Annotated in this window: 23 protein-coding genes; 15 read left to right on the top strand and 8 right to left on the bottom strand. The window is 72.8% G+C overall.

Annotated elements, in window-relative coordinates; translation table 11 throughout:
- Positions 1-141 precede the first annotated feature (141 nt).
- Both AB0G56_RS09285 and AB0G56_RS09280 read right to left on the bottom strand, forming a co-directional pair.
- Positions 142-1812 (bottom strand): PucR family transcriptional regulator, encoded by a 1671-nt coding sequence (locus tag AB0G56_RS09285; protein ID WP_360965998.1) that lies wholly within the window; start codon positions 1810-1812, stop codon positions 142-144.
- A gap of 97 nt (positions 1813-1909) precedes the next feature.
- Positions 1910-3712: a glycoside hydrolase family 15 protein gene (locus AB0G56_RS09280; protein WP_360966063.1), complete on the bottom strand. Its 1803-nt coding sequence runs from the start codon at positions 3710-3712 to the stop codon at positions 1910-1912.
- A 512-nt stretch (positions 3713-4224) separates the two neighbouring features.
- On the opposite strand from AB0G56_RS09280, the gene AB0G56_RS09275 reads away from it, so the two are divergent.
- From AB0G56_RS09275 to AB0G56_RS09235, 9 genes are all read left to right on the top strand, one after another.
- Positions 4225-5874 (top strand): CTP synthase, encoded by a 1650-nt coding sequence (locus tag AB0G56_RS09275; protein ID WP_360965995.1) that lies wholly within the window; start codon positions 4225-4227, stop codon positions 5872-5874.
- Positions 5875-5963: 89 nt separating this feature from the next.
- Positions 5964-6590, top strand: coding sequence for an NUDIX hydrolase (locus AB0G56_RS09270; RefSeq protein WP_360965993.1), 627 nt, complete (start codon positions 5964-5966; stop codon positions 6588-6590).
- A 246-nt stretch (positions 6591-6836) separates the two neighbouring features.
- Positions 6837-8945: a tetratricopeptide repeat protein gene (locus AB0G56_RS09265; protein WP_360965990.1), complete on the top strand. Its 2109-nt coding sequence runs from the start codon at positions 6837-6839 to the stop codon at positions 8943-8945.
- A gap of 134 nt (positions 8946-9079) precedes the next feature.
- Positions 9080-10204: an alanine dehydrogenase gene (gene ald, locus AB0G56_RS09260; RefSeq protein ID WP_360965987.1), complete on the top strand. Its 1125-nt coding sequence runs from the start codon at positions 9080-9082 to the stop codon at positions 10202-10204.
- 413 nt (positions 10205-10617) lie between these two features.
- Positions 10618-11754, top strand: coding sequence for a ParA family protein (locus AB0G56_RS09255; protein ID WP_360965984.1), 1137 nt, complete (start codon positions 10618-10620; stop codon positions 11752-11754).
- Positions 11739-12326, top strand: coding sequence for a hypothetical protein (locus AB0G56_RS09250; RefSeq protein WP_360965981.1), 588 nt, complete (start codon positions 11739-11741; stop codon positions 12324-12326). The genes AB0G56_RS09255 and AB0G56_RS09250 overlap by 16 nt, the downstream gene beginning before the upstream one ends.
- A gap of 441 nt (positions 12327-12767) precedes the next feature.
- Positions 12768-13823, top strand: coding sequence for a segregation/condensation protein A (locus AB0G56_RS09245; protein ID WP_360965978.1), 1056 nt, complete (start codon positions 12768-12770; stop codon positions 13821-13823).
- Positions 13820-14494, top strand: a complete 675-nt coding sequence (gene scpB, locus AB0G56_RS09240; RefSeq protein WP_360965975.1) for an SMC-Scp complex subunit ScpB — start codon at positions 13820-13822, stop codon at positions 14492-14494. Before AB0G56_RS09245 ends, scpB begins: the two co-directional genes overlap by 4 nt.
- Positions 14494-15558 (top strand): pseudouridine synthase, encoded by a 1065-nt coding sequence (locus AB0G56_RS09235; RefSeq protein WP_360965972.1) that lies wholly within the window; start codon positions 14494-14496, stop codon positions 15556-15558. The genes scpB and AB0G56_RS09235 overlap by 1 nt, the downstream gene beginning before the upstream one ends.
- A gap of 102 nt (positions 15559-15660) precedes the next feature.
- Here AB0G56_RS09235 and AB0G56_RS09230 read toward each other — a convergent pair whose 3' ends face one another.
- Entirely contained in the window at positions 15661-16383 is a 723-nt protein-coding gene (locus AB0G56_RS09230; RefSeq protein ID WP_360965970.1) for a nucleotidyltransferase domain-containing protein, read from the bottom strand.
- Positions 16384-16405: 22 nt separating this feature from the next.
- Positions 16406-16885: a Rieske (2Fe-2S) protein gene (locus tag AB0G56_RS09225; RefSeq protein ID WP_360965967.1), complete on the bottom strand. Its 480-nt coding sequence runs from the start codon at positions 16883-16885 to the stop codon at positions 16406-16408.
- 220 nt (positions 16886-17105) lie between these two features.
- On the opposite strand from AB0G56_RS09225, the gene aroH reads away from it, so the two are divergent.
- The 5 genes from aroH to der all read left to right on the top strand — a co-directional run bounded on the left by aroH (position 17106) and on the right by der (position 21636).
- Positions 17106-17468, top strand: coding sequence for a chorismate mutase (gene aroH / locus AB0G56_RS09220; protein ID WP_360965964.1), 363 nt, complete (start codon positions 17106-17108; stop codon positions 17466-17468).
- Positions 17465-18550 (top strand): prephenate dehydrogenase, encoded by a 1086-nt coding sequence (locus AB0G56_RS09215; protein ID WP_360965961.1) that lies wholly within the window; start codon positions 17465-17467, stop codon positions 18548-18550. The genes aroH and AB0G56_RS09215 overlap by 4 nt, the downstream gene beginning before the upstream one ends.
- A 177-nt stretch (positions 18551-18727) precedes the next feature.
- A complete protein-coding gene (gene cmk, locus AB0G56_RS09210) occupies positions 18728-19423 on the top strand; it encodes a (d)CMP kinase (protein ID WP_360965959.1) in 696 nt (231 codons plus the stop codon).
- Between the two features lie 62 nt (positions 19424-19485).
- Positions 19486-20073, top strand: a complete 588-nt coding sequence (locus AB0G56_RS09205; RefSeq protein ID WP_360966060.1) for a lysophospholipid acyltransferase family protein — start codon at positions 19486-19488, stop codon at positions 20071-20073.
- A 78-nt stretch (positions 20074-20151) separates the two neighbouring features.
- Positions 20152-21636 (top strand): ribosome biogenesis GTPase Der, encoded by a 1485-nt coding sequence (gene der, locus AB0G56_RS09200; protein ID WP_360965956.1) that lies wholly within the window; start codon positions 20152-20154, stop codon positions 21634-21636.
- 89 nt (positions 21637-21725) lie between these two features.
- On the opposite strand, the gene AB0G56_RS09195 is transcribed toward der, so the two are convergent.
- A complete protein-coding gene (locus AB0G56_RS09195; protein WP_360965953.1) occupies positions 21726-22103 on the bottom strand; it encodes a hypothetical protein in 378 nt (125 codons plus the stop codon).
- A 37-nt stretch (positions 22104-22140) separates the two neighbouring features.
- Complete coding sequence (locus tag AB0G56_RS09190; protein WP_360965951.1) at positions 22141-22980, bottom strand: hypothetical protein; 840 nt, start codon at positions 22978-22980, stop codon at positions 22141-22143.
- A gap of 639 nt (positions 22981-23619) precedes the next feature.
- Between AB0G56_RS09190 and AB0G56_RS09185 the strand changes: the two genes are divergently transcribed.
- Positions 23620-23835 (top strand): I78 family peptidase inhibitor, encoded by a 216-nt coding sequence (locus tag AB0G56_RS09185; RefSeq protein ID WP_360965948.1) that lies wholly within the window; start codon positions 23620-23622, stop codon positions 23833-23835.
- A gap of 50 nt (positions 23836-23885) precedes the next feature.
- On the opposite strand, the gene AB0G56_RS09180 is transcribed toward AB0G56_RS09185, so the two are convergent.
- Positions 23886-24908: a phosphatase PAP2 family protein gene (locus AB0G56_RS09180; protein ID WP_360965946.1), complete on the bottom strand. Its 1023-nt coding sequence runs from the start codon at positions 24906-24908 to the stop codon at positions 23886-23888.
- Positions 24909-25134: 226 nt separating this feature from the next.
- A complete protein-coding gene (locus AB0G56_RS09175; protein ID WP_360965943.1) occupies positions 25135-26310 on the bottom strand; it encodes a hypothetical protein in 1176 nt (391 codons plus the stop codon).
- Positions 26311-26413 lie beyond the last annotated feature (103 nt).

Raw genomic sequence — 26413 nt, 5'->3', positions numbered from 1 at the left:
GCCTGAGGCAGACCGGCCTGGGGCGGGCAGCCGAGGAGCGCGGGCACGGTCGTGCGTCCTCGAGCACGGGCCCCGGCCGATCTCACAGCCCCTGCCGTCCCTGCCGCCGGCCACCCCTGCCCCGGCCGTGCTCACGTGCTCTCAGGACGCGTGTCGGCGTGCCCGCAGAGCCAGGCTCAGCGTCAGGACCGTCTGCGGGTCGTCCAGGTCGGTGCCCAGCAGCTCCCCGATCCGGGCGAGCCGGTTGTAGAGCGTCTGCCGGTTCAGGTGCAGCTCGCGGGCCGTCTCCGCCTTGCGGCCCGCGTGCGCCAGGTACGTCTGCAGGGTGGGCAGCAGCGGCGGCTTGGAGCGGCGGTCGTGATCCTGTAGCGGACCGATGGCACGCTCCACGAACGCCGCCAGGTCAGGATGGCCGCGCAGCCGCCACAGCAGCAGGTCGATGTCGAGGCGGCGGGCGTCGTACCAGGCCCGTTCGGGCAGCCCCTGCGCCGCCGTCGCCGTCTCGGCCGCGTGGCGCAGCCCCGCCGAGGCCGCCGCCCAGCCGCCCGCGACCCCGACGACCACCACCGGCTGGGGACAGCCCCGGTGCGAGGAACCGGTGGGCGTGGCAGGCCGCCGCATCCCCGCCCGCTCCCCGCCGGCCCGCAGCGCCGCCGCGACCCGGTCCGCGACGGCCGACCGCTCGGCCTCCGTGCGCAGCCCGACCAGCAGCAGTACCCGGCCCTCGACCGGCCGTACGCCCAGCAGGGCCGGCACCCCGACCGCGGCCAGCTCCTCGGCGACCGCGCGGGCCAGCACCGCCCAGCCGCCCCCGCCACCGCCCGGTGCCAGGGAGTCACCGAGCCGCATGACCACGGGCAGCAGCGGGCTGCCGCCGGGCTTGAAGCCGAGGACCCGGGCCTGCGCGGGGGCGTCCTCGGCGGTGATACGGCCCTCGGCGAGATCGGTGAGGAAGTCCCCGCGTCCGCGCGCCGCCAGTTCCTCCTCCTGGCGGGCCTGCATCAGCACCACCGCGAGGATCCCGGCCGCCCGCTCGGCGGCCATGCGGTGCACGGGGGCGAGCGGGCCGCGTACGGGCAGCAGGACGAGCCGGGCGCGGACCGAGCCGGGGCCGAGGCCGCCGCCGGGCACGTCCACCAGGACCGAGCCCGCCGGCGGCGGCGTTTCCTTGTGCTGGCCCCGCAGCCCTTCCCAGACCTGGAGCGCGTCGGCGCCCTCGGGGCCGGCGCCCGCCGCGTACAGCAGCCGGCCGTCCGGGGTCTCCAGGAAGACCGGGTTGGAGACGAAGTCGGCGAGGATGCCGAGGACCTGCGGGATCCCGCCGCCGCCGAGCAGGGCCTCGGTACAGCGGCGGTGCACCTCCTCGGCCCGCTGGAGCAGTGCGTAGTGGCCGTTGACGATCTCGGTGTGGATCTCTTCGGTGACCGTGACGAAGGGCACCTCGCGGTGCAGCTGGACGAGCGGGAGACCGGCGGTGCGGGCGGTCTCGACGAGCGCGGCGGGCAGCCGGGCGAAGCGGGGGCCCAGCTCCACGACGAGGGCCGCGATGCCGCGCTCGGCCAGGGTGCGGACGAACGCGCGCTGGTCCGCGGGCCGGGTGCCCAGACCGTAGCCGGTGGTCAGCAGCAGCTCGCCGCCCTTGAGCAGGGAGGCGATGTTGGGGACCTCGCCCGCGTGCACCCAGCGCACGGTGCGGCCCAGCCGGTCGGCGCCGGCCACGGTCTCGGGCAGGCCGCTGCGGAGGCCGGGCAGTTCGAGGGCGCGCTGCACGGTGATCCCGGCGGCGCCCTCGGTGTCGAGTCTGCGGTCCATGAAACCGGACGCTACCTGGGGAAACGACACCGGGACAGTACCGGGTGAACGGCACCCCGGCGGCCGGCGGGCCCCCGGGACGCCGCCCCGGCGCGCCTCAGCCTCCGTACGCCCCGCTCGCCGTCAGGCGCAGGGCGGTGTCGATCAGGGGGACGTGGCTGAAGGCCTGCGGGAAGTTGCCCACCTGGCGTTGCAGGCGGGGGTCCCACTCCTCCGCCAGCAGGCCGAGGTCGTTGCGCAGGGACAGCAGCTTCTCGAAGAGCTTGCGCGCCTCGTCGACGCGGCCGATCATCGCCAGGTCGTCGGCCATCCAGAACGAGCAGGCGAGGAAGGCGCCCTCGTCGCCGGGGAGGCCGTCGACGCCCGCGTGGTCCCCGTCGGTGGGGTAGCGCAGGATGAAGCCGTCCGAGGTGGACAGCTCGCGCTGGATCGCCTCGATGGTGCCGATCACGCGCTTGTCGTCCGGCGGCAGGAAGCCCATCTGCGGGATGAGCAGCAGCGAGGCGTCCAGCTCGCGTGAGCCGTAGGACTGCGTGAAGGTGTTGCGTTCCTTGTCGTAGCCCTTCTCGCAGACGTCCCGGTGGATCTCGTCGCGCAGGTCCTTCCACCGCTCCAGCGGGCCGTCGACGTCGCCGGACTCCATCAGCTTGATCGTGCGGTCCACGGCGACCCACGCCATGACCTTGGAGTGCACGAAGTGCCGGCGCGGCCCGCGTACCTCCCAGATGCCCTCGTCCGGCTCCTGCCAGTGCTTCTCCAGGTAGCGGATCAGCTTGAGCTGGAGCAGCGACGCGTAGTCGTTGCGGGCCAGGCCCGTCATGTGGGCCAGGTGCAGGGCCTCGGTGACCTCGCCGTAGACGTCGAGCTGGAGCTGGTGGGCCGCGCCGTTGCCGACCCGCACCGGTGCGGAGTTCTCGTAGCCGGGCAGCCAGTCCAGCTCCGCCTCGCCGAGTTCGCGCTCACCGGCGATGCCGTACATGATCTGGAGGTTCTCGGGGTCGCCCGCGACCGCGCGCAGCAGCCACTCGCGCCAGGCGCGGGCCTCCTCGCGGTAGCCGGTGCGCAGCAGTGAGGACAGGGTGATCGCCGCGTCCCGCAGCCAGGTGTAGCGGTAGTCCCAGTTGCGCACACCGCCGATGTCCTCCGGCAGGGACGTGGTGGGCGCGGCGACGATGCCGCCGGTGGGGGCGTAGGTGAGGGCCTTGAGCGTGATCAGGGAGCGGACCACGGCCTCGCGGTAGGGGCCGTGGTACGTACAGTGCCCGACCCACTCCCGCCAGAAGTCCTCCGTCGCCTCCAGGGACTGCTCGGGCTCCGGCTCCGGCGGCGCCTCCTTGTGCGAGGGCTGCCAGGAGATGGTGAACGCGACCCGGTCACCGGCAGCGACCGTGAAGTCCGCGTACGTGGTCAGCGACTCGCCGTAGGTGTCCACCGGGGTGTCGAACCACACGGAGTCGGGGCCCGCGACCGCCACGGTGCGCGTCTCGTTGCGGTGCACCCACGGCACGATCCGGCCGTAGGAGAAGCGCATGCGCAGGGCGGAGCGCATGTGCACCCGGCCGGTGACGCCCTCCACGATGCGGATCAGCTGGGGTGCGCCGTCGCGCGGGGGCATGAAATCGGTCACGCGGACGGTGCCGCGCGGGGTGTCCCACTCCGATTCCAGGATCAGCGAGTCGCCCCGGTAGCTGCGCCGGTCCGCCGTGGGGGGCTGGGCGCCCTCCGGGAACGCGGGGCCGAGTCGCCAGAAGCCGTGCTCCTCGGTGCCCAGCAGGCCGGCGAAGATGGCATGCGAGTCGAAGCGGGGCAGGCACAGCCAGTCGACCGTCCCGTCCCGGCAGACCAGGGCAGCGGTCTGCATGTCTCCGATGAGTGCGTAGTCTTCGATGCGCCCGGCCACGTGCAACTCCAGTCGAACGGCCACGTCACCCCGCATGGGGGGCGGTCGCTAGTGCGGTCAAGGGGTTGTGCTGCGTCGTTGAGCGGTCCAGCAGACCGCCGGTCGGCCCTGGGGCAGAACGGCAACCTTTGCTCAACGAACTGACGAGCTCTCGTTGTTCCGGTGAATACGGGCGGGGGTGGTGCCGTTTTGCCGGCCGGGCTCGGCAGCGAGTGTCCGAGCAGGATACGACGCACGTAGATGATCCGCGCGCCGCTCCGGACAACGCGCATGCGCCGAACGGGTGAGCCAACGGTGATGAACCCGTGACCGTCGCGCACCCGTGCCGACGCGTGCGCGGAGCGTGGCCGGAGGCCATCGCCGTCCGGCGCTGATACCCTGGTAGCCCGTGGACCGGTGGTCTCGAAACCCCCGAACCGCAGCGACGGCGCCCCAGCCGGACAACCCGGGTTCCCCGGGCCGGACAGCCGTACCGCACCACAATCCGCGACCACGGGAGCCCCCTCTTGGCCATGCCGCCCAAATCAACGACGACCAAGCACATCTTCGTCACCGGGGGTGTCGCCTCCTCGCTCGGAAAGGGCCTCACCGCCTCGAGCCTCGGCATGCTGCTCAAGGCCCGGGGTCTGCGCGTCGTGATGCAGAAGCTCGACCCGTACCTGAACGTCGACCCGGGCACGATGAACCCCTTCCAGCACGGTGAGGTCTTCGTCACCAACGACGGCGCCGAGACCGACCTGGACATCGGACACTACGAGCGCTTCCTCGACCGCGACCTGGACGGCACCGCCAACGTCACTACAGGACAGGTGTACTCCACGGTCATCGCCAAGGAACGGCGCGGCGAGTACCTGGGCGACACCGTGCAGGTCATCCCGCACATCACCAACGAGATCAAGCACCGCATCCGGCGGATGGCCACCGACGAGGTGGACGTCGTCATCACCGAGGTCGGCGGCACCGTCGGCGACATCGAGTCGCTGCCGTTCCTGGAGACCGTCCGCCAGGTCCGCCACGAGGTCGGCCGGGACAACGTCTTCGTGGTGCACATCTCGCTGCTGCCCTACATCGGCCCCTCCGGCGAGCTGAAGACCAAGCCGACCCAGCACTCGGTCGCAGCCCTGCGCAACATCGGCATCCAGCCGGACGCCATCGTGCTGCGCTGCGACCGCGAGGTGCCCACCGCGATCAAGCGCAAGATCTCGCTGATGTGCGACGTCGACGAGGACGCCGTGGTCGCGTGCCCGGACGCCCGTTCGATCTACGACATCCCGAAGGTCGTGCACACCGAGGGCCTGGACGCCTACGTCGTGCGCAAGCTCGACCTGCCCTTCCGCGACGTGGACTGGACCACCTGGGACGACCTGCTGGACCGCGTCCACAACCCGGACCACGAGATCACCCTCGCCCTGGTCGGCAAGTACATCGACCTGCCCGACGCCTACCTGTCGGTCACCGAGGCGCTGCGTGCGGGCGGCTTCGCCAACAAGGCCCGCGTGAAGATCAAGTGGGTCACCTCCGACGACTGCAAGACCCCGGCCGGCGCCAAGGCGCAGCTCGCCGGTGTCGACGGCATCTGCATCCCGGGCGGCTTCGGCGACCGGGGCGTGCTCGGCAAGGTCGGCGCGATCCGCTACGCCCGCGAGAACAGGATCCCGCTGCTCGGCCTGTGCCTGGGTCTGCAGTGCATCGTGATCGAGGCGGCGCGCAGCCTCGCCGACATCTCGGACGCCAACTCCACCGAGTTCGACCCGGCCACCGCGCACCCGGTGATCTCCACCATGGCCGAGCAGATGGACATCGTCGCCGGTGAGGGCGACATGGGCGGCACCATGCGGCTCGGCATGTACCCGGCCAAGCTGGCCGAGGGCTCGATCGTGCGCGAGGTCTACGACGGCAAGGAGTACGTCGAGGAGCGCCACCGCCACCGCTACGAGGTGAACAACGCCTACCGCGCCGAACTGGAGAAGAAGGCGGGCATCGTCTTCTCCGGCACCTCCCCGGACGGCAAGCTCGTCGAGTACGTCGAGTACCCGCGCGACGTCCACCCCTACCTGGTCGCCACCCAGGCCCACCCGGAGCTGCGCTCGCGTCCGACCCGCCCGCACCCGTTGTTCGCCGGGCTGGTGAAGGCCGCCGTCGAGCGGAAGATCGGCAAGTAACACACCGGTTGTACGGTTGCCGGGGTGCCCGCCGTGATGGTGGGCACCCCGGTGGCGTACAGGTACGGGAACGTGCGGGAGGACAGGGCATGACGATCAAGGACACCCCCGAGCAGTGGGAGGTCCGGGGGAGCCGGACGCCGTTCACCGGGGCCAAGACCTCGATGCGGACCGACGAGGTGGTCATGCCCGACGGCTCCGTCTCCTCCCGCGACTACCAGGTCCACCCGGGCTCGGTGGCCGTCCTCGCCCTGGACGAGGAGGACCGCGTGCTGGTCATCCGCCAGTACCGCCACCCGGTGCGGCAGCGGCTGTGGGAGATCCCGGCCGGGCTGCTCGACGTGCCCGGCGAGAACCCGCTGCACGCCGCCCGGCGCGAGCTGTACGAGGAGGCGCACGTCAAGGCGGAGGACTGGCGGGTGCTGACCGACGTATACACCACGCCCGGCGGCTGCGACGAGGCCGTGCGGATCTTCCTCGCCCGCGACCTGTCCGAGGCGGAGGGCGAGCGCTTCGCGGCGGAGCACGAGGAGACGGACATGGAACTGGACCGGGTGCCGGTCGGGGACCTGGTGCGCGGTGTGCTCGCGGGCGAGCTGCACAACAACTGCCTGGTCGTGGGGGTCCTCGCGCTCGTCGCGGCCCGGCAGGGCGAGGGCCTGGAGTCCCTGCGCCCGGCGAAGGCGCCGTGGCCGGCCCGGCCCTTCGCCTCCTGAGCGGGCGTTCGCTTCCTGAGCGGGCCCCGCGTCCTGAGCGGGTCACACCTCCGTCCGGTGTGACCATCGGCTGATCCGATCGGGCGACCTGCCCGCCGTGCTCGTCCCGGAACGTCGCAGAGCGTGAACTAGGGTCCTTCTGATGGATCTCCGCTGCGGAGATCCATCAGAAGGACCCTAGGCTCTTCAAACGCCCGTGCCGGAGTCCCGGCGGGTATGCGCGTGTGTGGGACGGGAGTGTGGCCCGTGACGGATCAGGCGGTGGACGCAGGTGGCGCGAACCTGTCCGGCAACGACCGGCCGCCCGCGCCCTCCGAGCGTCACTTCCTGGGCCGCACACGGGAGTTGAAGGAACTGCGCGCCGACATCGAGCGCGCCGGACTCGACACCATCTCCGGCCGCAAGGCCCCCCGCGCCCGCGTCCTGCTGGTCGCGGGCAGGCCCGGTTCCGGCCGCACCGCGCTCGCCGAGGAACTGGTACGGCAGGTCGCCCACCGTTACCCCGACGGCGTGCTGCGGGCCCGGCTCACAGAGCCGGACAGCACCCCCGTCCCGGTCGCCCGCGCCGCAGGCGAGCTGCTCACCGCCCTCGGACTGCCCGCCGCGCCGGGCGCCGCCGAGGACGACCTGGCCGGCGCCCTGCGCACCGCCCTGGCCGAGCGCCGCACCCTGCTCCTGCTCGACGACGCGGCCGGCGCCGAGCAGGTCGACGCGCTGCTTCCGGACAACGCCGACTGCCTGCTCGTCGCCGTCTCCCGGGGCCCGCTCACCGGCATCGCCGACGTCCGGCCCTGCACCCTGGGCGGCCTGGACACCAAGTCCGCCCTCGACCTGCTCACCCGGCACATCGACCCGGTGCGCATCACCGTCGACCCCCGTGCCGCGGAGAACCTGGTCGAGGTCTGCCAGGGCCAGCCCGCCGCGCTCACCCTGGCCGCAGGCCGGCTCGCCGCCCACCCCGAAGAGACCGTCTCCGACCTGGCCAAACGGCTGCGCACCGACCCCGGCGAGGGCACCGCGCTCGCCCGCGTCCTCGGCCTCGTCCACGCGGAGCTGCCGAAGTCCGCCGCCCGGATGCTGCGCCTGCTCGCCCTCGCCCCGGCGGGCGACGTCGACCCGCACACGGCCTCCGCGCTCGCCGGCACCTCCCTCGACGGCGCACGGCCCCTGCTCGACCACTTCGCCGCCCTCGGCCTGCTGCGCGTCCTGCCCGCGCCGCTGCCCCGCTACGAGGTGCCCGGCTGCCTGCACCCGCTGCTGCTGTCCCTCGCCGAGCGCGAGGACCGCCCCGCCGAGCTGCAGCTGGCCCGCGCCCGGATGCTGGAGCGGACCGTACGGCTGCTCCAGTCCTGCCGGGCGGTCACCGAGACCGACAGCCCCGAGACCAGGGAGAAGCAGAAGAACCTGCCGCCCGCCCTGCGCTTCGCCACGCCGCGGGCCGCCGAGGAGTGGCTGCGGGCCCGCAGGCCGGCGCTGCTCGCCGCCGCCCGCCTCGCGGTCGCCGACGGCGAGCTGGACACCCTGGCCCGCCGCCTGATGTCGCAGCTGGTGCGGGCCATGGTCGCCCACTTCGGCACCCGGGCCGCGGCCGGCGACCTCTACGGCATCCACCGCCTGGTCCTGGACGTCGCCGAGCGGCAGAACCTGCCCCGGGAGCAGGCCGCCGCCCTGCTGAACCTGGCCGACCTGGACGCCCGTACCGGCCGGACGGCCGAGGCGCTCGCCCGCTACCGCGCCGCGCTGGACGCCGGACGGGTGGCGAACGATCCCTATGCGACCGGCCGCGCGATGGAATCCGTAGGCGCCGCCCACCAGGAGCTGGGCGACCACGACCGGGCGGCCGACTGGTTCGGCCGGGCCCTGGCGCAGCGGCTGGCGCGCGGCGAACATCCGGAGGCCGCCCGGCTCTACGGCCGGATCGCCGCCGCCCACACCTACGCCGGCCATTACGGCGAGGCGCTGCGCAACTGGCGGGCCGCCGTCGCCGCGCACCGCAGGACGGGCGATGTCGCCGCCCACGCGCGGGCGTTGAGCGAACTGGCCCGCGTCCAGGAGTACGCGGGCCGCCCCGAGGAGTGCCTGCGCACCTGCCAGGAAGCGGTCGAGTGGGCCCGCCGCGCCGAGGACGTACGGCTGCAGGCCGCGCTCCAGCTGCGGCTCGCCGACACCCTGGAGCGGCTGGGCGATCCGGCGGCGGCGCACCTGCACCGCGGGGCCGCCGAACGCCTGCTCGCGGGCGAGGACCGGCCGGTTCGGACCACCACGACGGCCGGAGCGGCGGCCGTCCAGGACGACACATCACAGGATCAGGACGCTGATGCCTGCGAAATCCGCAGCACATCCGCTGAAGATTGATGCAATGAAAGGCTAGACAGCGAGAACGCCTTCATTAGACTGGCTCTGCCGCTCGTTCTCCTGCGGTGTCTCCTGGTATGCCCCCGCATGCCGGGGTACGTCTTTATTGCCCCACATTCCCTGAGTCAAGGACCGTGATCGACGTGAAGGTCGGCATCCCCCGCGAGGTCAAGAACAACGAGTTCCGGGTGGCCATCACCCCGGCCGGCGTGCACGAGCTGGTGCGACACGGCCACCAGGTCGTCGTCGAGCGGAACGCGGGCGTCGGCTCCGCGATCCCGGACGAGGAGTACGTGGCGGCCGGCGCCGAGATCCTGGAGACCGCCGACGAGGTCTGGGCCGCCGCCGACCTGCTGCTCAAGGTCAAGGAGCCCATCGCGGAGGAGTACCACCGCCTCCGCAAGGACCAGATCCTCTTCACCTACCTGCACCTGGCCGCGTCCAAGGAGTGCACCGACGCCCTCCTGGAGTCCGGCACCACCGCGATCGCCTACGAGACCGTCGAGCTGCCGAACCGCGCGCTGCCGCTGCTCGCCCCGATGTCCGAGGTCGCGGGCCGCCTCGCCCCGCAGGTCGGCGCCTACCACCTGATGCGCGCGGCCGGTGGCCGCGGCGTGCTGCCGGGCGGCGTCCCGGGCGTGCCGGCCGGCAAGGCCGTCATCATCGGCGGCGGCGTCTCCGGCTGGAACGCCGCGCAGATCGCCATCGGCCTGGGCTTCCACGTGACCCTGCTCGACAAGGACATCAACAAGCTCAAGGAAGCCGACAAGATCTTCGGCACGAAGATCCAGACCGTCGTCTCCAACGCCTTCGAGCTGGAGAAGGCCTGCCTGGAGGCCGACCTCGTCGTCGGCGCCGTCCTGATCCCGGGCGCCAAGGCCCCGAAGCTGGTCACCAACGAGCTGGTGTCCCGCATGAAGGCCGGGAGTGTCCTTGTCGACATCGCGATCGACCAGGGCGGCTGCTTCGAGGACTCCCACCCGACCACGCACGCCGAGCCGGCCTTCAAGGTCCACGAGTCGGTGTTCTACTGCGTCGCCAACATGCCCGGCGCCGTGCCCAACACCTCCACCTACGCGCTGACCAACGCGACCCTGCCGTACATCGTCGAACTCGCCGACCGCGGCTGGGTGGAGGCGCTGCGCCGCGACGCCGCGCTCGCCAAGGGCCTCAACACCCATGACGGCAAGGTCGTCTACAGGGAGGTCGCCGAGGCCCACGGCCTGGACCACGTCGAGCTGGAGACGCTGCTCGGCTGAGTCCCGGCATCGAGGAGTCGACCAAGTCACCCGACGGAAAAAGGCGATACGTCAACACGTGTCGTCAACGCCACGCACCCGGCCGGACCTTGCCCCACAAGGTCCGGCCGGATGTGTGTATGGTCACTTCGCCGCACACGGCCAACTCGCCTCGAACGCAACCATTCGACCGATTCACGCCCCGGTGAAACCTGCTGTGCGACGGTCGTACGCCCTTGACAGAGGGATGTTTCATTGCCGACACATCGGGCCGGGTCCGGCGGATTGTGTTGCTGCGGACGCCCGACACGCCATAGAGTCGCCAACCGTCGGCATGGTGCCACGCTGACCTGTCTAGAAGTTCCCTGGTCACCAAGGAGGTAAGACGACTTGTGAATGAGTCGACATTTTCTCCCGGGGGTGGTCGACCAGGAATGCCTGCGCGGGGCCAGAGCTCCACGGGGCTCGAGGCTGTCGGCTCCGTCGCTGTGCGCACCTTCGCAGCCCACCAGGGTCACCGGTTCCCGCAGGTGACCCAGCCAGGACACCAGAGCATGGATGGCCATCACGTGAACGCCATGGCCGGCGACGGAAGGGGCGCGCCCCACAACCAGTTCGCCGACTACGACGAACTGCCCGAGGGGCACTTCTACGACCCCGACGCCGAGTACGAGCCCGATCCCGAGTACGCGGCCACGCTCGCGCCCGACGCGGCCCGCCAGCGCCGTGAGCGCGTCGGTCCGACCGGACGCCCGCTGCCGTACTTCCCGATCCCCGGGCCGCTGACCGACCACGGACCCGCGAAGATCATCGCGATGTGCAACCAGAAGGGCGGCGTCGGCAAGACGACGTCGACCATCAACCTGGGTGCCGCGCTCGCGGAGTACGGACGCCGGGTGCTGCTCGTCGACTTCGACCCGCAGGGCGCGCTGTCGGTGGGTCTCGGCGTCAACCCCATGGAGCTGGACCTCACCGTCTACAACCTGCTCATGGAGCGGGGCATGTCCGCGGACGAGGTCCTGCTGAAGACGGCGGTCCCCAACATGGACCTGCTGCCCAGCAACATCGACCTGTCGGCCGCCGAGGTGCAGCTGGTCTCCGAGGTCGCGCGCGAGTCGACCCTTCAGCGGGCGCTCAAGCCGCTGATGGACGACTACGACTACATCGTCATCGACTGCCAGCCCTCGCTCGGCCTGCTCACCGTGAACGCCCTCACGGCCGCGCACAAGGTGATCGTGCCGCTGGAGTGCGAGTTCTTCGCGCTGCGCGGTGTCGCGCTGCTGACCGAGACGATCGAGAAGGTCCAGGAGCGCCTCAACCCCGACCTGGAGCTCGACGGCATCCTCGCCACGATGTACGACTCGCGCACGGTGCACAGCCGCGAGGTGCTCGCGCGTGTCGTCGAGGCGTTCGACGACCACGTGTACCACACGGTCATCGGACGCACCGTCCGCTTCCCGGAGACCACGGTCGCCGGCGAGCCGATCACCACGTACGCCTCCAACTCCGTCGGTGCCGCCGCCTACCGCCAGCTCGCCAGGGAGGTGCTCGCCCGGTGTCACGCCGAGTGAGTCTGCCGGGGGCCGACGAACTGTTCCGTACGACAGGGGGGACCGCGCTCCAGGCGTCCACTCCCCGGCGGCAGCCGGGCGGCGAGGCGCGGGTACCGGCTCCGGCGGGCGAGAGCGACCCTGCGGCCGTACCGGCGGAGGACGCCCCGCAGGCGGTGCCCGCCCAGGGCGGTGACGGCGAGGGTGCCGAGCACGCGGCGGCCGACGCCGAACCGGCCGAGGCGGGCGAGTCCCGCAGCCGCGGCACCGCGGGCGGCGGGGCGGAGCGCGCCGGGCGGCGCCAGACGGTGCAGGAAGGTTCCGCGGCGGGCGCCGCGGCGGCCCCCCGCAAACGCGGACGGTCGGCGGCGCGCCGCCCCAGCGGGCGCGAACGGCACGACGAGAAGATCACGGTCTACGTCTCCGCCGAGGAACTCATGGACCTGGAGCACGCGCGACTGGTGCTCAGGGGCGAACACGGCCTGGCCGTGGACCGGGGCCGGATCGTGCGCGAGGCGGTCGCCGTCGTCCTGGCCGACCTGGAGTCCCGCGGGGACGCGAGCATCCTCGTACGCCGGCTGCGCGGCCGGTAACGGTAGCCTGCGGGGGCTATGACCTCGAACGACGTTCCGCCCGCCGGGCCGGGCCCCGCCGCCCGCAGGCGCGCGCTCGGGAGGGGCCCGGGCACGAGCACCCCACCGCCGGAGCCCACCACACCGACGGAGCCCCTCGCACCGACGGAGCCCGCCGACCCGGCCCCGCCGGTCGAGCGGCCCGCGCCGGATGGCCCGCCCGCGCCCGACGAGCGCGCCGAGCCGGAGGAGCACGGCGAGCCGGAAGAGAGCGTCGGCCCGGAAGAGCGGCCCGCAGAGCCGACCGGGCCAATGGCGCCGGGTGCGCGGACCGAGCCGGTGATCCTGGCCGGGCCGGTGGTTGCGGCCACGGCGGCGGTCAGGGCCGAAAGGGACGAGCCCGCCGCGAGGGGCGTTCCCACGGAAACGGGAGCCCTCGCCGCGAGGGGAGCCGGCGCCACGATGGGCGCTCCTGCCGAGACGGACGCCCCCGCCGAGGCGGGCGTTCCGGGGGAGCGGGTCAGGTCGGCCGGGACGCGCGGAGAGCGTCCGGTGCCGCAGGCCGCCGCCCCCGCGCCGCCCAGCACCCACGGGCAGCCGGATTCCGGGCCCGGCGGCCCGGACGGCACCGGCGGTGCCGAGAGCCCCGCGGCGGAGGAGAGCGACGACCGCGTCTTCAAGGTGCGGCTCGCGAACTTCGAGGGGCCCTTCGACCTGCTGCTCCAGCTGATCTCCCGGCACAAGCTCGACGTCACCGAGGTCGCGCTGTCCAGGGTGACCGACGAGTTCATGGCCCACATCCGGACCATGGGGCCGGCCTGGGACCTCGACCGGACGACCGAGTTCCTGGTGGTGGCCGCCACGCTGCTCGACCTGAAGGCCGCCCGCCTGCTGCCCGCCGCCGAGGTGGAGGACGAGGCCGACCTGGCCCTCCTGGAGGCCCGGGACCTGCTCTTCGCGCGCCTGCTCCAGTACCGCGCGTACAAGCAGATCGCCGACATCTTCAACGGGCGGCTTGACGAGGAGGGCCGGCGCCACCCCCGTACCGTGGGACTCGAACCGCACCACGCCGAGCTGCTGCCCGAGGTCGTCATCAGCATCGGCCCGGAGGGGTTCGCGCGGCTCGCGGTCAAGGCGATGCAGCCCAGGCCGAAACCGCAGGTGTACGTGGACCACATCCACGCGCCCCTGGTCAGCGTGCAGGAACAGGCGGCGATCGTCGTCGCCCGGCTGCGGGAACTGGGCGAGGCCGGCTTCCGCGCCCTGGTCGAGGACACCGACGACACCCTCACCGTCGTGGCGCGGTTCCTCGCGCTGCTGGAGCTGTACCGCGAGAAGGCCGTCGCGCTCGACCAGGAGACGGCGCTCGGCGACCTGCTCGTGCGCTGGACCGGCGGGGACGGCGACGCGCGGACGATGGTGACCGACGAGTTCGACCGCCCGCGGGAGGAGCCCGCGGCGTCCGGGGAGCCCGGGGAGCCGGGGGAGCCCGGCGGGGACGAGGAGGAGAAGGCGTGAGCGAGGAGACCACCGAAGTGCCCGCGGGCCTGAGCGGCGTCGCCGGCCTCGACCTCAAGCCCGCCCTGGAGGCCGTCCTCATGGTCGTGGACGAACCCGCCACGGAGGAACTGCTGGCCAAGACGCTCCAGCGGCCCCGGCGGCAGGTCGCCGACGCCCTGCGGGAGCTGGCCGACGAGTACACCGTCCAGGGGCGCGGCTTCGAACTGCGGACGGTCGCCGGGGGCTGGCGCTTCTACACCCGCCCCGAGTACGCCGCGGCCGTCGAGGGCTTCGTCCTGGACGGTCAGCAGGCCCGGCTCACCCAGGCCGCGCTGGAGACCCTGGCGGTGGTCGCCTACCGGCAGCCGGTCAGCCGCAGCCGGGTCTCCGCCGTCCGCGGAGTCAACTGCGACGGCGTGATGCGCACCCTGCTCCAGCGCGGACTGGTCGAGGAGGCGGGCACGGAACCCGAAACAGGTGCGATCCTGTACAGGACGACGAACTACTTCCTGGAGCGGATGGGCCTGCGCGGTCTGGACGAGCTCCCGGAGCTGGCGCCCTTCCTCCCGGAGGCGGAGGCGATCGAGGCCGAGACCCAGGAAGCCGTACCGTCGTTCGACCCGGACGCCCCGGACCCGGACGAGGGTCCGGGGACGCACATGACTGACACGACGACGACGGAACTTTGATGCGAAGCAGCGGCAGCGGCAAGAGCGGCGGGCGCGGTAACCACCGCGGCGCCGGCAATGACAGGGACCAGAAGCAGGGGCAGGGCCGCCCCCGCAAGCCCCGCCCCGAGGAGCGCCGCTACGACGTGGGCCCCGGCGCCACCAAGGACGGTCCGAAGGCCGGGCGCGGCGGGGCGGCCCGCGGCGGCGCGAAGGGCGGTCCGAAGAAGCCCGACGCCCAGCGCGGGCGGACAGCGCCGGCGCGCTCCCGTGAGTACGAGGCGCGCGCCGAGGAGCGCAACCGGGAGCGGTACGCGGGCAAGAAGGACATCAAGCCGCCCAAGACCTTCCCGGGCGCCGAGCAGGAGGGCGAGCGGCTGCAGAAGGTGCTCGCACGCGCCGGGTACGGCTCGCGGCGCGCCTGCGAGGAGCTGGTCGAGCAGGCCAGGGTCGAGGTGAACGGCGAGATCGTCCTGGAGCAGGGCCGCCGGGTCGACCCGGAGAAGGACGAGGTCAAGGTCGACGGCCTGACCGTGGCCACGCAGTCGTACCAGTTCTTCTCGCTGAACAAGCCCGCCGGTGTCGTCTCCACCATGGAGGACCCCGAGGGCCGGCAGTGCCTCGGCGACTACGTCACCAACCGCGAGACGCGCCTGTTCCACGTCGGCCGGCTGGACACCGAGACCGAGGGCGTCATCCTGCTCACCAACCACGGCGAGCTGGCACACCGCCTCACCCACCCCAAGTACGGCGTGCGCAAGACCTACCTCGCGCACATCGTCGGCCCCATCCCGCGCGACCTGGGCAAGCGTCTGAAGGACGGCATCCAGCTGGAGGACGGCTACGCGCGCGCCGACCACTTCCGGGTCGTCGAGCAGACCGGCAAGAACTACCTCGTCGAGGTCACCCTCCACGAGGGCCGCAAGCACATCGTGCGCCGCATGCTCGCCGAGGCCGGTTTCCCGGTCGACAAGCTCGTCCGCACGGGCTTCGGCCCCATCACCCTCGGCGACCAGAAGTCCGGCTGGCTGCGCCGCCTGTCCAACACCGAGGTCGGCATGCTGATGAGCGAGGTCGACCTCTAGGCGTCAGACGTACGGCCCCGGAGCCTGCCGGCCGTCGGGGCCCTCTGCGACGGCTCAGGCGCGCTCCCGGCGGCCGGGGGCGCGCCTGAGCGGTCCCAGGCCTCACACAGGCCCGGCGGGGGCGTCAGGGGCGGCCGGGGCCGATCCCAGCGCCGAGGCGCGGCGGACGCGGTACAGGAAGTCCTCCACGCGGCGCAGGTCGGGCTCCTCGGGGAGCGGGGAGTGCGCGGCGGCCTCGTCCGTGCGGGCGGCCAGGCGGGTCATCCAGGACTCCACCTCGGGCCAGGGGACCTCGCCGCGCCGCACGGCCAGCAGGCGGGCCCGGGCGTCGCCCACCTCGACGGTCAGGCGGCCCGTGCGCAGCAGGTCGCGGGCGCTGATCAGCAGGCGCGGCAGGTGCATCGCGTGCTTCCAGCGCGGGGCGCCGTGCGTCCGTACGTCGGCGTCGAGCCTGCGGCGCTGGGCGAGGGCGTAGCCGGTGAAGGCGGCGTGCACCCGGCGGGAGAGGAACGCCTCGCGCAGCGCGAGCAGTTCGCGGCCGGTGGCGTCGGCGTGCTCGACGAGCGGGGAGTGCAGGCACTCCAGGATGTTCGGGTTGCCGCGCAGCGCCAGTTCGCAGAAGCGTTCCAGTTCCCAGCCGAACTGTTCCGGGCCGGGCCCCTCGACGTGCGTCGGGGGCTTCGCGAAGCGCCGGAAGAGCGGGGCGGGGGCGACGAAGACGCCACGGCGGTCCGTGTCGCTGCTCTCCGTCGCCAGCCCGAAAGCCCGCGAACCCGTCACACAGGCGTAGATCGTGTGGTCGCGTACCAGGTCCTCGGGCCGCATGCCCGGGAGCGTACGCGGATCCTCACGCCAGGCGGATGGAATTTCCCTCCACGTGGATCTCCTTGGCGGCCAGCGGCCGGGACGCCGGGCCGTGGGCCACCGAGCCGTCGGTGACGTGGAACATGCTGCCGTGGCAGGGGCAGGCGATGGTGCCGTCCTCGACGTGGCTGACGGTGCAGCCCTGGTGGGTGCAGACCGCGGAGAAGGCCTTGAACTGGCCCTTCACCGGCTGGGTGACGATGACGCGCTGCTCCTTGAAGACCTTGCCGCCGCCGACCGGGATGTCCTCGGTCCGCGTCAGTTCCGCGCCGGCGGCGGCGCTGTGCGAGGGGGACGCGGCGGCGGCCGTGGTCGGTGGCCTGGAAGGGCTCGGCGGGGCCGAGGAGGCTGCGTCCGCGGCGGACGCACTGCCGTCGCCCGATTTCGAGTCGCTGCAGCCGGCGGCGAGCGCGGCGGCCGCGCCCGTGGCGAGAACCGTGCGCCGGGTCGATCCCTGAGTCATGCCGTCACTCCGAGGGGTGCCGAGGTGGGGGGAAGACGCTCCGAGCGGAGCGGAAGCATCTTCGCACCGAAGACCCCCAAGTCGAAGTAAATCCGAGTCGACTGGTGCAAATGGTTCATCGGTGTGGCGTCTCAGCGGGCGGGCGCCGTGCCTGCCCCGCGTGCCGCCTGACTAGGCTGGCCGCGAACCACCCAGACACACGTCAGCGAGGAGCAGCGCCGTGGCGGTACGAGCGGTCCGGGGGGCCGTCCAGCTGGAACGGGACGACGCCGGTCACATGAGCGAGCAGGTGGAGGCACTGCTCACCGCCGTCCTGGAGCGGAACGGCCTGGCCGCCGAGGACCTGATCAGCATCTGGTTCACGGCCACCCCCGACCTGCACAGCGACTTCCCCGCCGTCGCCGCCCGCCGGCTCGGCATCGTCGACGTACCGTTGATCTGCGCGCAGGAACTGGACGTCGAGGGTGCCATGCCCCGCGTGGTCCGCGTCCTCGCGCACATCGAGACCGACCGGCCGCGCGCCGAGATCGCCCACGTCTACCTGGGGGCGGCGGCCGCCCTGCGCAAGGACATCGCCCAGTGAGGAACGCACTCGTCATCGGCACCGGCCTGATCGGGACCTCGGCGGCCCTGGCCCTCGCCCGGCGCGGGGTGGGCGTGCACCTCACCGACCGCGACCCCGAACAGGTCCGTACGGCCCTCGCGCTCGGCGCCGGAACGGACGCGGCGCCCGACGGCCCCGTCGACCTGGCGATCGTCGCCGCCCCGCCCGCCCATGTCGCCGGGGTGCTCGCCGACGCCATGCGCCGCAAGGTGGCCCGCGGCTACCTCGACGTGGCCAGTGTCAAGGGCGGCCCCCGCCGCGAGCTGGAGGCGCTGGGTCTGGACCTGAGCGCCTACATCGGCAGCCACCCCATGTCGGGCCGGGAGAAGTCCGGCCCGCTGGCTGCGACCGCCGACCTCTTCGAGGGCCGCCCCTGGGTGCTCACCCCGACCCGCGACACCGACACCGAGGTCCTCAACCTCGCCCTGGAACTGGTCTCGCACTGCCGTGCGGTCCCGGTCGTCATGGACGCCGACGCCCACGACCGCGCCGTGGCCCTGGTCTCCCACATGCCCCAACTGGTCTCCAGCACGGTCGCCGCGCGCCTGGAGCACGCCGAGGAGGCGGCCGTACGGCTGTGCGGGCAAGGCATCCGGGACGTGACCCGGATCGCCGCCTCCGCGCCGCAGATGTGGATCGACATCCTCTCGGCGAACCCGGGCCCGGTCGCCGACCTGCTCGCCGACGTCGCCGCCGACCTGGACGAGACGGTACGGGCCCTGCGGGCGCTGCAGTCCTGCGACGAGGCCGAGCGCCAGGAGGGCGGCGCCGGCATCGAGGACGTGCTGCGGCGCGGCAACGCCGGACGGGTCCGGGTGCCCGGCAAGCACGGGTCCGCGCCGCGGGCGTACGAGGTCGTCGCCGTCCTCATCGACGACCAGCCCGGACAGCTGGCCCGCATCTTCGCCGACGCCGGGGCGGCCGGGGTGAACATCGAGGACGTCCGGATCGAGCACGCGACGGGACAGCAGGCAGGCCTGGTGCAGCTGACGGTCGAGCCGAAGGCGGTCCCCGTGCTGACGGCGGCCCTGCGGGAACGGGGCTGGGCCCTGCGGAAGTGAGGGCGTGACCGGGCGGGAGCGCGGGCGCGACCGCGCGCCGGTGAGGGCGGAACCCCGCAGCGGTGAGGGCCGTACCCTCCGGCCGTCGGAGGGTGTCCGGGCAGCCAGTAACCTTGTGCGGGGGCCCCTGGCCCCCGTACACCCGTCCACCACCCTTCACCAGGAAGGTGCCCCGCTGTGGAACACGGCGCCGCCCGGACCGCCCAGCCCGTGATTGTCGCCATCGACGGCCCCTCCGGCACGGGCAAGTCGAGCACGTCGAAGGCCGTGGCCGCGCAGCTCGGCCTGAGCTACCTGGACACCGGCGCCCAGTACCGGGCGATCACCTGGTGGATGGTGACCAACGGGATCGACATCGAGGACCCCACCGCGATCGCCGCCGTGGCCGCCAAGCCCGAGATCGTCTCCGGCACCGACCCGGCCCACCCGACGATCACCGTCGACGGCACGGACGTGTCGGGTCCGATCCGCACCCAGGAGGTCACCTCCCAGGTCAGCGCGGTCAGCGCCGTGCCGGAGGTGCGGACCGTGATCACCGAGCTGCAGCGCTCCCTGGCCGCTGCCGCCGCGAGGGGCATCGTCGTCGAGGGCCGCGACATCGGCACGACCGTCCTGCCCGACGCCGATCTGAAGATCTTCCTCACCGCCTCGCCCGAGGCCCGCGCCGCCCGTCGCAGCGGCGAGCTGAAGAGCGCCGACGTGCACGCCACCCGGGACGCCCTGATCAAGCGGGACGCGGCCGACTCCAGCCGCAAGACCTCCCCGCTGGCCAAGGCGGACGACGCGGTCGAGGTCGACACCACCGACCTCACGCTGGCCCAGGTCATCGAGTGCGTCGTCACCCTCGTCGAGGAGAAGCGGGCCGCCGAGTGACTGCTGAGTCCGTTTCGTCCGAGCGCGGTGCGGAGGTCGGGCGCCGGATCGGCGTCGGGCTGATGTACGGGCTGTGGCGCCCACGGGTGCTGGGCGCCTGGAAGGTGCCGGCGTCCGGCCCGCTGATCTTCGCCGTCAACCACTCGCACAACGTCGACGGCCCGATGGTCATGGGCGTGGCGCCCCGGCCGGTGCACTTCCTGATCAAGAAGGAAGCGTTCATCGGCCCCCTCGGGTCCTTCCTGACCGGCATCGGCCAGCTCCAGGTGGACCGGCACAGCGCCGACCGCACGGCGATCACCCGCGCGCTCGGCGTCCTGGAGCAGGGCGGGGTCCTCGGCATCTTCCCGGAGGGCACCCGCGGCGAGGGCGACTTCGCCTCGCTGCGCGCGGGCCTCGCCTACTTCGCCGTCCGCAGCGGGGCGCCGATCGTCCCGGTGGCCGTACTGGGAAGTTCCGAGCGGCGCGGACGGTTGATACGAGGGCTGCCGCCGCTGCGCTCGCGCGTGGACGTGGTCTTCGGCGAGCCCTTCGACGCGGGCGACGGCAGCGGCAGGCGCACCCGGCGGGCACTGGACACGGCCACCGAGCACATCCAGAAGCAGCTCGCCGACCACCTGGAAAACGCCAGGCGCCTCACCCGGCGCTAGCACACACTCGAGTAGTGGATCACCACGGCCCCGTGATGATCCACCGACCACCACGATGAACTACGAGGTACGGACTTCATGAACGACGACATCCAGCCCGACGGCTCGGCCGAGCACGAGTACGAGCACGGGGCGCTCGGCGACGCCGAGTACGCGGAGTTCATGGAGCTCGCCGCCGAAGAGGGCTTCGACCTGGAGGACGTCGAGGGCGCCATCGAGGCCGCCGGACACGGTCCGCTGCCTGTGCTCGCCGTCGTCGGCCGCCCCAATGTCGGCAAGTCGACCCTGGTGAACCGCATCATCGGCCGCCGCGAGGCGGTCGTCGAGGACAAGCCCGGCGTCACCCGCGACCGCGTCACCTACGAGGCCGAGTGGGCGGGCCGCCGCTTCAAGGTCGTCGACACCGGCGGCTGGGAGCAGGACGTCCTCGGCATCGACGCCTCCGTCGCCGCCCAGGCCGAGTACGCCATCGAGGCCGCCGACGCGGTCGTCTTCGTCGTCGACGCCAAGGTCGGCGCCACCGACACCGACGAGGCCGTCGTCCGGCTGCTGCGCAAGGCAGGCAAGCCCGTGGTGCTGTGCGCCAACAAGGTGGACGGCCCCAATGGCGAGGCGGACGCCGCCTACCTGTGGTCCCTCGGACTCGGCGAGCCGCACCCCGTCTCGGCGCTGCACGGCCGCGGTACCGGCGACATGCTGGACCGGGTCCTGGAGGCGCTGCCCGAGGCGCCGCGCGAGAGCTTCGGCGCCGGCGGCGTCGGCGGTCCGCGCCGCATCGCCCTGATCGGCCGCCCCAACGTCGGCAAGTCCTCGCTGCTGAACAAGGTCGCCGGCGAGGAGCGCGTCGTCGTCAACGAACTGGCGGGCACCACCCGCGACCCGGTCGACGAGTTGATCGAACTGGGCGGGGTCACCTGGAAGTTCGTCGACACCGCGGGCATCCGCAAGCGCGTCCACCTCCAGCAGGGCGCCGACTACTACGCCTCCCTGCGCACCGCCGCCGCCGTCGAGAAGGCGGAGGTGGCCGTCATCCTGATCGACGCCTCCGAGTCCATCTCCGTGCAGGACCAGCGCATCGTCACCATGGCCGTGGAGGCGGGCCGCGCGATCGTCCTCGCCTTCAACAAGTGGGACACCCTCGACGAGGAGCGCCGCTACTACCTGGAGCGGGAGATCGAGACCGAGCTGGGCCAGGTCGCCTGGGCTCCCCGTGTGAACGTCTCGGCGCGCACCGGGCGGCACATGGAGAAGCTGGTCCCGGGGATCGAGACCGCGCTGGCCGGCTGGGAGACCCGGGTGCCGACCGGCCGCCTCAACGCCTTCCTCGGCGAGCTGGTCGCCGCCCACCCGCACCCGATCCGGGGCGGCAAGCAGCCGCGCATCCTGTTCGGCACCCAGGCGGGCACCAAGCCGCCGCGGTTCGTCCTGTTCGCCTCGGGCTTCATCGAGGCGGGCTACCGGCGCTTCATCGAACGCCGGCTGCGCGAGGAGTTCGGCTTCGAGGGCACGCCGATCCACATCTCGGTGCGGGTGCGGGAGAAGCGCGGCGCCAAGAAGAAGTGAGGAAGCCGTTACGACGGCGGAAGGGCGGCCCCCCCCCCGATATCGGGGGGCCGCCCTTCCGCGTGTCCGTACGCCGGTGCGGTGGTGCCTCACGCACCGCGCCGCGGGGCGGGCGGCAGCGCTGCCGGGACGTGCTGCATCCCGGTGCCGCTCTCCTGCCGCCCCAGCGTCCCGACGCGCTGCCACTGTGTTTGCTGCTGGCCGGTGCCGTGCCGGGTGCTGTAGGCCCCCGCGCCGTAGGCGATGTACGCGTTCGAGCCCGTGCGGTGCTGGAGGTTCCCGAACGCGACGAAGCCCAGGTCCTCCTCGCCGCTCCGGTCGCCCGGCAGTGTCCGGTAGGACTTGACGTACTCGGCGTAGAGCGCGTCGTAGATGGGCGTGGCCGAGGGGCCCATCGGATCCTGGGCCGCCCGCGCGGAACGGATCGGCTGGTAGGACTGGCGGCGGGGAACGTCATATGCGTGCACGTATGTCCAAACGACCCCGAACCGGAAGAGATGCGGCTCAGGTCCCGGCGAGCGGCAGCGTCGCCGCGACCAGCCTGCCCTGCGCCGCCGCCTTGTCCAGGGCGTTGCGCAGCAGATCCTCGCGGGGCTGGCGGCCGATGGACCCGACCGGCGCCGCGAACATCAGCACCTGCTGGTGCTTGTTGGCCGCGGCCCGCCAGCCCTCGGTGACCTGGAGCGGCTGGTGCGCCTGCCACCAGGCCGCCGGCCCGCCGCCCTCGGCGCCCGGCTGGAGGACGGCGTGCAGCTGCCCCATGGCGAGCAGCACCGACCACCCGTGCAGCACCGGCGGCACGGAGTCGAGGTCGGCCATGGGCGCGTAGCCCTGCTCGGTGAGCAGCGTCAGGAAGTCGTCGCCGGGACCGGTCGTGCCCGGGCGCACGATGGGCGCGGTGGGCTCGACGACCAGCGCCGGGTGCAGCTCCCCGGCGACCAGTACGAGGCCGCTGGTCACGCCGAGCACGGCCTGCTCCTGCGCCGCCTGCCGGGGGGCGGCCTGCTCCGGTGCGGTCTGCTGCTGCGTGCCCTGCGCGGGCAGCCCGGCGGCGGCCTGGCCGCCCGTGTCCGCGTTGATGGAGCGGACCGCGCCCCGCAGCTGCTCCTCGGTGACCTGGACGACCTGGGAGGGCAGGCAGGTGGAGTGGGCGAAGGCGAGGACGGCGGTCTCGTCGCCGACGAACAGAACGGTGCTGGTGCGCTCCTGCGCGGAGTCGCCGGGGGTACGGCAGGACGTGCAGTCGTAACTGCCCGGGGCGTTCTCTCCGGCGAGCAGCCGGTCGGCTTCTTCGTCGCCGATCTCGGCGCGTACGGCGTCGCTGACGTCGAGCATGCGCGGCACGGGTGGCTCCTCGGGATGCGGTGCGGTGCGTGGCGGGGCCGGGTGGCTCCCGGCCCATGAACCGGGAGGGCCCCCGGCTCATGAAGAAGACAACGGACGATCCGCGGGGGAGTCACGCCCTGCGGGACACGGAATCGAACCTCTTCCCGTGCGTGATCACTTGCTGTAAATGGACGGTCACGCGCTGTCAACTGCCCGGCGGGCGGTGGATCTTGGGGGAGGGAGCCGGACGGCGGTCCCGGGCGCCTGGCGCGCGGGCCGGGCGGGGCGGGAGGGCTGTCCAGGAGCAGTGCATTCCCTGTGCGGATCCGGTTCTCCGGGCGGTGGCGAATGGCGGTGGAATGTCCGGCCGCACGCGTGGCGGCACCGGCCCCTGTTTCTCACGGTGCTTTCCGCGGGGCATTTCCCCGGTGTCTTCGTGACGTACGGGAATTGCGTTCGATTGCCCGTGGAAGGGGGACGGAGCCGCTCGCGCGGGTGACGGAGTTCGAGGAGTCCGACCGTGGTGATCTTGTGATGTAAACGTGACAGGAGGGACCGCGGGGGAGCGTATGAGCTGTCGTGACTACAGAACGCATATGTGATCAGTGGGGCCCTGACGGACTTCCCCGCCCGGGGTTCGCCGCCTAGCGTGGAGCCATGGCACCGATCCCCACTCCGCCCGCGGAGCCCCAGGACAGTCCGGAACGGTACGTCGGCCTGGAGGCCGCTCAGGCCGAGCGGTTCGCGCGTGAGCGGGGCTGGTCCACGGTGCGCTCGCTGCCGCCGGGCGCGATCATCACCATGGAGTACCGGGTCGGACGGCTCAACTTCGAGGTCAGGGACGGGCGGGTGGCCCGCGCCTGGAAGGGCTGAGGGCGCCTCATGCGTCCCGGCGCGGCGTGCTCAGGAGCGGGGCGGCGTGCTCAGGAGCGGGCCGCGGGCGCCGGGGTGGTGTCGCGCGGGACGCGGTCGGGGTGCTGCTGCCTGCGGTTGCCCGCCGGGGGGACCGGGGCGCGTTCGCCGCGGGGTGCGTGCGGGCCGGGGACGAGGTGGGCGGGTGTGCGTGCCGAGCGGCCGGCTGCCGCCCCGTGGGTCGCCGGGGCCTCCTGCGGTGCGGGCGTGCGCGGCTTGTGCACCACGGGCGCGCCGACGGGCAGGGCCGGGGCGGGCACCGGGAGGGGGAGGCCGCGGCGGGCGCGCCAGCGGTCGCGCAGGTCGAAGAGCGCGCTCTCGGTCCGGGCGATCAGCGGCTCGCACCACGGCAGCGCGAGCAGGATCAGCAGGCCCGCGGCCCAGCCGAGGACCACGTCACTGAGCCAGTGCGTCCCCAGGTAGACGGTGGTGAGGCCGACCCCGAGCGAGGTGACCGCCGACAGCGCCGACAGCCAGCGGCGCGCGGTCGGGGTGGAGGCCAGGTAGGCCAGGATGCCCCAGGTCACCACGGCGTTGGCGGTGTGGCCGCTGGGAAATATATCGCCGCCGAGGCCCATCTCGTTGGAGCCGATGACGGTCGCGTAGTGCGGTCCGAGCCGCCCCATGCCGTATTTCGCGGCGCCTACCGTGATGTTCAGCAGCAGCAGCGAGGCGCCGAGGGTGAGCAGCGGGCGCAGCGTGTGCTGCCGCCAGGAGCGCCAGCCCAGCCAGGAGGCGACCATCACGGCGGTGGGGCCGCGCTGGCCGAGGACCACGTAGTAGTCGAGGAACGCGTGGATCTGCGGCCACTGCTGGTACGGCCGGAAGAACATGACCTGCCAGTCCAGCCGGACCAGCCAGGAGGTGGTCACCACGGCCCAGACGATCGCCAGGTAGAAGGCCAGGGTCGCCGAGAACAGCACGACCCGGTGCCTGCTCATTCTCGGCATGTCGATGTGCGCCGGCCGCTGTGGCTCACGGTCCAGCCTGGCGAACACCCGGTCCAGGCGGGTGAGGGTTCCTTCGGTACGCACCTAATCGACGTTACAGCGAGTGAGCGCAGTTCCCTGACGAATCACGTGGTTTGTGATGACGATGTGATGTGGGAAAGCTCTCAACCGGGCCTGATTTCCCTGGATTTCACCAATGGGAGCGCTCACCGGCATGCATTTCCTTTGATCATTCCGGAAGCTCTTATCGAGCCTTTATGAATGCGTTGGTGGAACGCTCCGGTGGAATTCACCGTTCGTACACGGCACGTCACGGCGGTCCCGAGCCGTTCAGCCAGAACGCCCCGTAGACGGCGGAGGCCAGCGCGATCCCGCCCGTCACCCAAGCCGCCCGGGAGACACGGAGCCGGGCGAGTGCCAGGGCGAGCGGCAGCAGCAGCGGGAAGGCGGGCAGCAGCAGGCGCGGCTTGGAGCCGAAGTAGCTCGACGCGCACAGGGCGAGCGCGGTGACGACCCCCGAGTACACCAGCAGCGCGGGCGGCTGCCCCTGCCGTACGCCGGTGACGTAGAGCCGGATCACCAGGGCCACCCCGATGACCAGCCCCAGCCCGGCCAGGGCCGAGGGGAACGAGGTGAACTTGTCGCCGGCGAAGCGCGCGAAGGCGTACCCGCCGTCGAAGCCGTTGCGCCAGCCCGCCTGGACGTCGAGGTAGCCGAAGAGGCCGCCGCCGGTGCGGTGGCCGACCCACAGGACGTAGCCGGCGGCGCCGAGCGGGGCGAGCAGCATGCCGAGCAGGCGGCGGCCGGGACCGGCGGCGGGCAGGGCGGTGGGGGTTGCCGCGCGGCGCTCGCGGACGAGCGAGGCGACGGCCGCCGTCCACACGGCGGCGGCCACGGCGAGCCCGACCGGCCGGGTCAGCCCGGCCAGCAGGGCCAGCGCCCCCGCACCGACCCAGCGGCCGGTCAGCACGCAGTACAGCGACCAGGCGGCGAGCGCAGTGAACAGCGACTCGCTGTACGCCATCGACTGCACGATCCCGACCGGCAGCACCGCCCACAGCAGCACCGCGCAGGTCCCCGCGCGGCGGCCGTACACGTGGTCGGTCACCGCGAAGATCCCCCAGGCCGCCGCGAGCGAGGCGAGCAGGCTGACGGCGAACCCGGCGTCGGCGTACGACAGCGGGCCCACAGCGGCCCCCAGCCGCTCCAGCCAGGGCAGCAGCGGGAAGAAGGCCAGGTCCGCGTGGACGTCCCCGTTCGGCAGGCGCACCTCGTAGCCGTAGCCGCCCCCGGCGACCCTGGCGTACCAGAGGGAGTCCCAGCGGGCGGTCAGCAGGGTGTACCCGCTCTTGCCGCGCGCGGCGCTCCAGACGGTCAGGAGCACCAGGCCCAGGGCGCGCACGGCGGCGTACCCGCACAGGGCCGGGGCGGCCCGGCGCCAGGCTGTCCGGCGGGCTGCCACCACGCGCGTCGCAAGATCGGTCACGGGCTCGATTATCGGCCGTGCGGCGGACCGGCCGGACCGGCGGGGCGGTCTGGCCGGACGGGGGAGTGGTGTACGCCACACGGGTTCCGTCCGGAGTGTGAGA

This window comes from Streptomyces sp. NPDC021356, from assembly GCF_040641015.1.
In the GTDB taxonomy this organism is placed as follows: Bacteria; Actinomycetota; Actinomycetes; order Streptomycetales; family Streptomycetaceae; genus Streptomyces.
Note: the sequence above shows the minus strand (reverse complement) of the source record. Positions and strands in the feature narration are given on the sequence as shown.

Bases quoted from the DNA above. Each gene is read 5' to 3' on its own strand.
- AB0G56_RS09270 (WP_360965993.1), top strand. From the start codon at position 5,964: ATGACGATCAAGGACACCCCCGAGCAGTGGGAGGTCCGGGGGAGCCGG.
- AB0G56_RS09245 (WP_360965978.1), top strand. From the start codon at position 12,768: ATGGGCGCTCCTGCCGAGACGGACGCCCCCGCCGAGGCGGGCGTTCCG.
- der (WP_360965956.1), top strand. From the start codon at position 20,152: ATGAACGACGACATCCAGCCCGACGGCTCGGCCGAGCACGAGTACGAG.
- AB0G56_RS09185 (WP_360965948.1), top strand. From the start codon at position 23,620: ATGGCACCGATCCCCACTCCGCCCGCGGAGCCCCAGGACAGTCCGGAA.
- AB0G56_RS09225 (WP_360965967.1), bottom strand. From the start codon at position 16,885: ATGACTCAGGGATCGACCCGGCGCACGGTTCTCGCCACGGGCGCGGCC.
- AB0G56_RS09235 (WP_360965972.1), top strand. From the start codon at position 14,494: ATGCGAAGCAGCGGCAGCGGCAAGAGCGGCGGGCGCGGTAACCACCGC.
- AB0G56_RS09230 (WP_360965970.1), bottom strand. From the start codon at position 16,383: ATGCGGCCCGAGGACCTGGTACGCGACCACACGATCTACGCCTGTGTG.
- AB0G56_RS09255 (WP_360965984.1), top strand. From the start codon at position 10,618: ATGCCTGCGCGGGGCCAGAGCTCCACGGGGCTCGAGGCTGTCGGCTCC.
- AB0G56_RS09285 (WP_360965998.1), bottom strand. From the start codon at position 1,812: ATGGACCGCAGACTCGACACCGAGGGCGCCGCCGGGATCACCGTGCAG.
- AB0G56_RS09275 (WP_360965995.1), top strand. From the start codon at position 4,225: ATGCCGCCCAAATCAACGACGACCAAGCACATCTTCGTCACCGGGGGT.
- AB0G56_RS09205 (WP_360966060.1), top strand. From the start codon at position 19,486: ATGTACGGGCTGTGGCGCCCACGGGTGCTGGGCGCCTGGAAGGTGCCG.